At 40.5% G+C, this 8,277-nt stretch carries 7 protein-coding genes; 4 read left to right on the top strand and 3 right to left on the bottom strand.

Annotated features, from left to right (window positions below; translation table 11 throughout):
* Positions 1-207, bottom strand: a 207-nt coding sequence (locus GO495_RS32805) for a transposase DNA-binding-containing protein (protein WP_420808928.1), incomplete at its 3' end; no start/stop codon positions are given.
* A 398-nt stretch (positions 208-605) separates the two neighbouring features.
* Here GO495_RS32805 and GO495_RS31775 point away from each other — a divergent pair.
* From GO495_RS31775 to GO495_RS31760, 4 genes are all read left to right on the top strand, one after another.
* Positions 606-2,987, top strand: coding sequence for an ABC transporter permease (locus GO495_RS31775; RefSeq protein WP_157303993.1), 2,382 nt, complete (start codon positions 606-608; stop codon positions 2,985-2,987).
* Between the two features lie 265 nt (positions 2,988-3,252).
* Positions 3,253-3,570, top strand: coding sequence for a hypothetical protein (locus GO495_RS31770; RefSeq protein ID WP_157303992.1), 318 nt, complete (start codon positions 3,253-3,255; stop codon positions 3,568-3,570).
* Positions 3,567-3,929, top strand: a complete 363-nt coding sequence (tnpB, locus tag GO495_RS31765) for an IS66 family insertion sequence element accessory protein TnpB (RefSeq protein WP_157303991.1) — start codon at positions 3,567-3,569, stop codon at positions 3,927-3,929. The genes GO495_RS31770 and tnpB overlap by 4 nt, the downstream gene beginning before the upstream one ends.
* Before the next feature lie 333 nt (positions 3,930-4,262).
* Positions 4,263-4,895 carry a DUF1444 domain-containing protein gene (locus tag GO495_RS31760; RefSeq protein ID WP_157303990.1) on the top strand — a complete coding sequence of 211 codons (633 nt, stop codon included), beginning with the start codon at positions 4,263-4,265 and terminating at the stop codon, positions 4,893-4,895.
* Positions 4,896-5,192: 297 nt separating this feature from the next.
* On the opposite strand, the gene GO495_RS31755 is transcribed toward GO495_RS31760, so the two are convergent.
* Positions 5,193-5,924 carry a DUF4262 domain-containing protein gene (locus GO495_RS31755; RefSeq protein WP_157303989.1) on the bottom strand — a complete coding sequence of 244 codons (732 nt, stop codon included), beginning with the start codon at positions 5,922-5,924 and terminating at the stop codon, positions 5,193-5,195.
* A 5-nt stretch (positions 5,925-5,929) separates the two neighbouring features.
* The coding region (locus tag GO495_RS31750) for an HNH endonuclease (protein ID WP_205691378.1) at positions 5,930-8,277 on the bottom strand (2,348 nt) is incomplete at its 5' end.

The raw sequence follows: 8,277 nt of genomic DNA, 5'->3' as shown, positions 1-8,277 counted from the left end.
AACACAATTGGATGACATATTTCTGATGATGTCATCTTCACTAACACGGTCATTCTGTAAAAAACGATACATCGCTTTGGCTTCTGAATCGCTTCCTGCTAAACGTCGTATCGAATGTACCCCATTAGAAAACAAGCGATTAAGAATAGAATTACCCCTATTCATTAATCGCTTGTCTTTGATCTCGTAAAAATACCGGCTATTCACTTTTTATTTCAAAAATAAAATAAAATGTGTCCAGACGGTAGCTCTTAGAGCGGGTTTTGCATTTTAATGTCAATTCTACTTTTACATAACTTTCTCACATTCAATCCACCAGAAGTTCGATTTCGGCACCGTATTTTTATTAGCTATAAATGATGTGCAATAGCTATTGCCAGATTATTGAATAAGGATTACTCAGTTATCAAACTTTTATATGTTTTGCAACTACCGTCCAAATAGTAAATGACACAGTGACGAGATCAGGAACTCAAATATAGTAAACTGTTCAAAACCGGACATTAACCGTTCATCTACGGACGGATCTTCCGGGCCCAAAACTACGTGAGTGGCTCAGATACAATACATTAAAGGCATGGCAATATTCTTGTGTTGCCTTAATCATGCTGTACAACTACCTCAAAATAGCTTTGCGCAATCTGAAACGCAAAAGGGCTTATACCCTGATCAATATTGTGGGTCTTGCTCTCGGATTTGCATGTGCTATTCTTATCTTCAGCTTTGTAAAATACCATCTCAGTTTTGACACATTCCATTCGAAAAAGGACAGGATTTACCGCATTGTTACTGAGGACCATATGGAAAAGGTATTCTATTACCCCGGAACTCCTCCTCCGGTCGGAAAAGCCTTTCGCAATGATTACACTTTTTCAGAAAAGGTATCCAGGGTATACATCATGCAGCCCCGGTTAATCTCTCTTCCTTTTTCTGCTGAAAATCACAAATTTCTGGAAGATCAGGGAGTAGCATTTGCTGAACCAGGTTTTTTTGATATCATGGACTTTCCATTGATAAAAGGAGATAAAAAAAATTTGCTGACAGAGCCTAATACAGCCCTGGTTACTGAACGGATTGCAAAAAAGTATTTTGGAGACGCAAATCCCATTGGCAAGATTATCCGGATTGAAAATAAGCAGGATTTCCGGATCACAGGTATCCTGGCAGATTTGCCCCAAAATACAGATCGAAGACAGGAGATCTATGTGCCTTTCAGCAACCTGAAAGAATATAATTCCTGGGCAGCCGGTGATGATGGCTGGGATGGCGTTTCCTCTAACTTCCAGTGTTTCGTTTTATTGAAACCGGGTATTTCACCTTCTTTGGTAAATAAAGTATTTCCAGCGTTTTCCCGCAAATATTATGATGGTGATTACGAACTGGAATGGCAATACAGACTTCAGCCGCTTTCTGATATACATTTCAACCCGGACTTTGAGGGTAAGATGTCCAGAAGAAACCTTTGGGCATTGTCTCTTATCGGTATTTTTCTCATCATTACCGCTGCTGTGAATTTCATTAACCTGGCTACAGCCCAGGCATTAAACCGTGCCAGAGAGGTGGGTATCCGGAAGGCCTTAGGAGGACAGCGAGGACAGCTTTTCTGGCAATTCATTATCGAAACAACCATCATAAATGTTATAGCGATGCTGCTGGCATTTGTGTTGATCCGTCTGACACTTCCGTTCCTGAGTGTGCTTCTTGATATACCCGTTGACAATCACTTTTTCAGGGATAGTTATCTCTTGCTGTTCCTCCCCTTGTTGCTTGTACTGGTAATCTTCCTTTCGGGTGCTTACCCCGGGCTTGTTATGGCGGGATTCCAGCCGGTACGGGCGCTTAAGGGGCAGCTCTCCCAGAAACATGTGGGAGGCTTTTCCCTGAGGAGAGGGCTTGTTATTATACAGTTTGTAATTTCGCAGCTGCTTATCATCGGTACACTGATCATTGTATATCAAATGCATTATGTGAACCAGATAAATATGGGCTTTCAGAAAGACGCGATCATCATGGTTAGGGTTCCTTCCAATGCAAAGTCAAAGATAAGCACATTAAGGTCTGAGCTTTCCAGGTTACCTGCAGTAGAAAAATTCAGCTTTTGCAACCAACCGCCACCAGGGTATGGTGGCGGCCGTGAGATGGTATATGACACACGGCGCAGAAGAGAAAACTATGATGTGGTTCTTAAGTGGGGAGACGAACAATATCTTTCGACCTTCGGTTTACAGCTGCTTGCTGGCCGTAATCTTTATCCTTCCGATACCACACGTGAATATCTTGTTAATGAGACACTGGTAAAAAAACTGGGGGTTCGTAATGAGGATGTAATTGGCAAAAATGCTAAGCTCGATGATGTTAATGGTACAATCGTGGGGCTTATAAAGGATTTTCACAATGAATCTCTGCATAATTCCATCGCACCTCTTGCCATCGCAAGCCGCACCCGTTCTTATGAATTCTGCGCGGTAAAAATTAACACAGTCGGGCTGCAGGCTACAATAAGCGCTTTACAAAAAGTCTGGGCACAAGTATACCCTGATAATGTCTTTCAATCGGAATTTTTAGATGAGCGGATTGCGCAGTTCTATAAACAGGATCAGCGGATACAGCAGATCATCCAGACTTTTACAGCAGTTGCTATTTTTATCGCCTGTCTGGGCTTATATGGCCTGGTATCATTTATGGCTGCACGGAAAACGAAGGAAGTGGGCGTACGTAAAGTCTTAGGAGCAAGTATACATAGCATTCTGTGGTTGTTTGGAAAGGAATTTATTCGCCTGCTGCTTATTGCTTTTGTGATAGCTGCACCCTTGTCCTGGTACATAATGAATAAATGGCTAGAGAGCTTCGCCTACCGGATCAGTCCTGGGATTGAAATTTTCATTCTGGCTATATTTATTACCCTAAGCATAACTGGTTTAACGGTAGGATATACCTCTGTAAAGGCAGCATTGATGAATCCTGTAAAATCACTCAGATCAGAATGATGAGGAGATGTTGTATACCAATCAAATCTGGTCGCTGAAAGATGTCCCGTCCTGTTATAGCTATACAATCAAATTAAATAAAAGAGAAGGAAACAGACATCTAACCTGCAGTTTTGCGAAGTTTAAAGAATTCATAAAAAGGGATTTCATTTCCCCGGTTCGATATAACAGAGAACTTTTGTAAGCGGTTCCGTAGATATCTGCCTGATAAACTTACCGGTGTAACACCGCAAATTATTATGTCCGTTTTAAATGGGTGATAAAGGTGGCATCCAGGGGTAGCTATTTCAGGATAAATCCTACAGAAGATATACCAGCAGTAAGTAATCCCAGTATAACATTAAAAGAACACCTGGAAGCGGAAGAATATATTACCTTATTAAATACACCATGTTTTAATATGGGGCGTAAACGAAAATCTCAACGCCCATCTTCTCCCTCTTTCATATTGCTGGTTCCACAGGTTCCTATTGTAACAGCCACTCCATTTGCAGAATACATCCTGGCAGACAATAGCAGACTTGTAATCAATCAAATGGTAGACGCCAGTTTTTTGAAGGAATTAGTATCGTCTTCAAAATGATAACCCTTAATCCGGATTGCAGGTACTTCCTTTACCGGGTACCTGTCAATATCAATAAGAGCTTCTACAGCCTCGCTGCTATTGTTAGAGAACAGATGCATACGACACCTGTATCAAGAGATGTTTTCATTTTCCTTAATAATAAGCGCAACCAGATTAAATTGTTGGTTTGGCAGGGAGATGGTTTTGCTATTTTTCATAAAAGACTGGAAGAGGGTACTTTTGAATTACCTGTATTCCTACATGATCAGCAACATGTTGTCATCAGTTATAGCCAGCTGATTTTGATACTGCAAGGCATCAGTTTAAGTAGAGTGCATTACAGGAAACGCTTTCACCGAGAAAATATCAATCATTAACATCGGGCTAACATCTAAGTTTATTTTGTTTGTTATTATTGCAACAGAATGAACACCCCGGTTGCAAATAACGATTACAAACAGTTATATGAGATCTCCCAAAAAGAGAACAGGGATCTCAATTTTAAACTGCAGCAACTACAGCATGAATTACAACAGCTGAAGAAAATCCTGCCCTTGAGCTACAGGCTTCTTTTTTGGATTTACTTGATTGGTTTGCATTTACTGTTTTTGCCACAATATTCTGCTTATTTTTAGTTAGCTTGGGAGTGCAGAGAACCGAATACTTACTTGAATTGTTGGCTTCTAATATATTTACAATTAAACATCAAGATGTCATTACTTAAGAATATTTTTGGTAAATCCGTTCGGGTTGATGAAAATGAAGCGAAATCAACCGATTCTTTTGAGTTTCATAAAGATGAGATTTACCCTTGGGTGAAAGTGCTTATGGATGATAATACCTCAGAAACAGCTGCTACAGAACTAAAACTTGTTGGCGAAAATACCCCGGTATATAGAAAATTGCTTGGAGATTTAGCTATTTTCTATGTCGTAGACAATGGTGATAATTTTCGTATACTGCTTAAAAGAGATTTACCTAAACACTTAACAGAGGAGGCACTCCATCAAATAGCTATTAACAATTTAGAGAAAAATATAAAGTATAAATTGCATAAAACAAACTTTGAAGGATATGGATTAATTGCTGACGGAAATCATGAAGCAGAGGCTATTTGTCTTCCAGAAATATGGGACTGGTTATCTGGTCATTTTGATAATAATTTAATCGTCGCAGTTCCTGCAAAAGATCTCATTATGATGGTTCCTGCAAATGATACAGATAAAATTTCCAATCTAAAAATAGCAGTTTACGAGACATTTAAAAATAATCAACGCCTTCTTACCAAAACCCTTTTCCATTTTTATAAAGAATCTAAAGAATGGAAATTATGGACGGTATAGATTGATAAGTTTAATAAACAAAACTGATTAACATTCATAATCCGCAGACAAAGCCTGCGGATTATGAATGAATGAATCCAGTCCCGATAAGCTTTCGCTTTTTCTTCTTCAGAAGCATCTGCTTTCATCATTTCAAATAGGTGTGCTTTTCATAGTGGCTAAGGTTCACCAATTCTACGGCACATTCATCCGGTTTAATGCGTATTTCTACTTCTGGAGAATGACCAGACACCTTGTACATTAGGAACTAATTCTGATTTCATTTTAAGAGTATTTGTACAATAAAATGGCCGCACTTTATCCCCAATTCTGCCAGTCAGAATCTTTGTCTGTTCTCCATAAGCCCTTACCTATTTCAAGATTAACCACCGGCAAAAGAGTGTTATCAATACCGAGGATAGTTCCTAGAGGAACTACCCGTATATCTTTCTTTTGTACTTCAGGTCCCGGACCTGCAAACATCTCCCATTCTCCTTGTTCCCAACGCATCAATTCTGTGATTGGCTCTCCTTGTAAGGCATCAAGATTTGTAATCACTGTAGAAATTTCTGGCACACTATAATTCCATTTGCAATTTAGCCACTGCCAGACCGGTTCCGCAGTCCCACTCCATTCTTTTGACATATCGGGTATATCATAAGTGAAGTGAGTAGCATCCGGCACAATTTGATATACTTCTATCTCGGTTTTCTTGTAATAATCAAAAACACCTAATAGCATCATTTTGCTCCAAGATTGATTTACGGGCAAAAATGAAAATTCTCCGAGGGCATCAATTACAATTCTTTGACTTAATGCAGCTCTGTTGACTTTAAGGCTATTAACAATCTCATTAAAAATCTCAAGTACCTGGTCTGCTAAGTAATATATCCCTCCCGGGAAGACCAATTCAAAATTAAACTGACGATATAAACCTATAGAGTACGCAAATCGAGGGCAAATTCCTTGCTCTACAATAGTAACATGATATCCATATTGATCAATATTCGTTTGAATCAGTTCCTTAAATGACATTTCGTCTTTATTCATATTTATTAATTATGTAATTTTACATGGCAATTTGGGCAAACGGCTGCACCATTATCAAGATTGGTCTTACCTCCATCAGCGTGTCGAACAACATGATGTCCGTGAACCTCGTCAACCTTTTTCGATTGACCGCATTGGGCACAATTTCCATCCTGCTTATCCAACATTTGCTGCTTTTCCTCCTTGGTATAAACTCTTTTAGGATCACGTTGATTAGGTGGCGTACTCCCTTTCCCTTTATCGGGTTTAGGTAGTCCCGTAGATGCTTGCTGTTGAGTAGTCTGTTTTGTCTGACTCCCGGCTGGATTTTGAGCACCATTTATATTTCTAATTGGGCCCTTATAAGTATCTCCTATTAAACTGCCTGCAATGGGAAATGGCATCTTAGCTGGTGCAGTCGGCGTACCTGGTAATGCCGCAGCCTCCTGCACACCAGATCCTTTGACATTCTGATAAGCATCATAAGCAAGCGCCAACGTGACTAAAGCCGTCCCAACAATTTCAGTTCCTCCAGCTAAAACATCCGTTACAGGATCTGCAGGACCTCCTCCGGCTACCATAATATTAAACGCAGCATCCTCCGTTGCCTCCCAAGCCATTGTTGTCATTGGAAACTTGGTTGGCGGATCATTAGGTATATCGCCTAAAAAGTCACTATACCTAATTGGATTATCATAATTGGAGGCATAAGGGCTCCACATTTCCATTCCATCGATCTTTGGATCAAGTTGATACCATCTACCACCAGTTTGATCAAGAATGCGGTAATAAGCGTCATATTCATTCAGATCAAAATCATCATTAAGCTCTATGCCATTATACTTCCTTTTATTCTCCACATAGTTCGCACCTTTCAAAGCTTTAGACGATATCCCTGCCATTGAGCCTCCATATGGATAATAATGCGTTTCTTCCAGCAGGGGACCTGCATTGTGGGTGATGATCAAATTATCAAAGAACACATCCTGGGCACTCTCATTGCTTGTATAAATATACAGAAATCCTGTTTTCTTTATTGGGGTCTTATTTAGTACTAATGGGACTAGTGAATCAATCGGCCCTTGTACCTGACGCACACCTGAGTTCTCGTCTACAAGGTTGAACTGGTCATCAAACAGTGCGAAGTTGAGGTACGCCTTGGGTTTGCCAGATAGATTCTGTAAAGAATCTTTTGATTTGAGGCCGTCGTAAACACCGCTGGTGAGCATGTTAACAGGAGCTGTTCCACCGGTACCACTATGCACCCCATCCGAAATACCCCCTCCACTAAACGCCTGGAGAATAGAGGTGACCATACTGGAAGATGTTGTATATGGAGTACTGGCCCCGGCATTCTTATACAAGGCTTTTACCGCGATAGTGATACTATCTCCTGCCATTACCCGCAGGACCAGCGATGGCCCTATCTTCTGCCCATTGGAAGCATTTAACTTTGCTACATAGGCATTGGGATTGGTGGTATTATCAGTTGGATACCCCGTCGGTTTGGCTGTACGGGTATTATCTATGTTTGAGAATAAAGCATTCTCAACCGCACTCGCAGCCGTTTCCATTGTGGCTACATACAGAGCCGTATCGGTTTGAGTACCTAATACCATCCTCACATTGCCCAGGTGATCTTTTACAAAGTAATCATAGGCATAACTGACTGGCTGACTGGTTTTATAGACCGGCCGTATCCGTCCTTCTTCATGACTAATATACTGCAGCGTGTCCTGCTCATATACTAAGTCATTGACATAATGAGTGGTTGTCACTTTAACAGGAGTAACGCTGGTGTCTACAACAATCTTTGTCACCTTTTCTCCAGTGCCTTTATACTGGTAATAAATCTGTCCTTTTCCATGCACGTAGATGATGGACGCTAAATTGAGATGATTGTAAAAAATAGAATCTATGTTCTTATTCTTATCCATTGACACATTACCGGAGAAGTCGTACCAGTAATCCTGCGTTTCGTTATTGTTAATCTCTTTAAAGTCTCCCAGTTTAGATGTTGGATCATTGCGTTTGTCTGTAACGAAACCGAGCTTGTTACTGGTTGCATTATAGCCATATTTCAAACTGTCAATCGTCTGGGGAACTGGGCCATTCATCCCTAATTGCTTCAGGGAAAGAATGTTTCCATTTACATCATAAGTCAAACCACTGACGGAGAAATTAACGAGGTTCTGTGCCCAGGTAGTACTACCGGAATTCTGCTGATTAAAGGCCGCCTGGGTAATTCTGTTGGCATTATCATAATCATAGCCAAAAGCGCGGGCAATACCATCTGAGCGGCTCTTCCATTTAGCCCCTGCAATGTTACCGTTCAGCTCTTTGTTGCCGAAGCCGTAATCATAGCACAGTTCCT

Origin of the sequence: Chitinophaga oryziterrae, from assembly GCF_009758125.1 — a bacterium.
GTDB classification, from domain to species: Bacteria; Bacteroidota; Bacteroidia; order Chitinophagales; family Chitinophagaceae; genus Chitinophaga; species Chitinophaga oryziterrae.
This window is presented reverse-complemented; position numbering and strand designations above follow the sequence as displayed.

Bases quoted from the DNA above. Each gene is read 5' to 3' on its own strand.
- tnpB (WP_157303991.1), top strand. From the start codon at position 3,567: ATGATAACCCTTAATCCGGATTGCAGGTACTTCCTTTACCGGGTACCT.
- GO495_RS31775 (WP_157303993.1), top strand. From the start codon at position 606: ATGCTGTACAACTACCTCAAAATAGCTTTGCGCAATCTGAAACGCAAA.
- GO495_RS31755 (WP_157303989.1), bottom strand. From the start codon at position 5,924: ATGAATAAAGACGAAATGTCATTTAAGGAACTGATTCAAACGAATATT.
- GO495_RS31760 (WP_157303990.1), top strand. From the start codon at position 4,263: ATGTCATTACTTAAGAATATTTTTGGTAAATCCGTTCGGGTTGATGAA.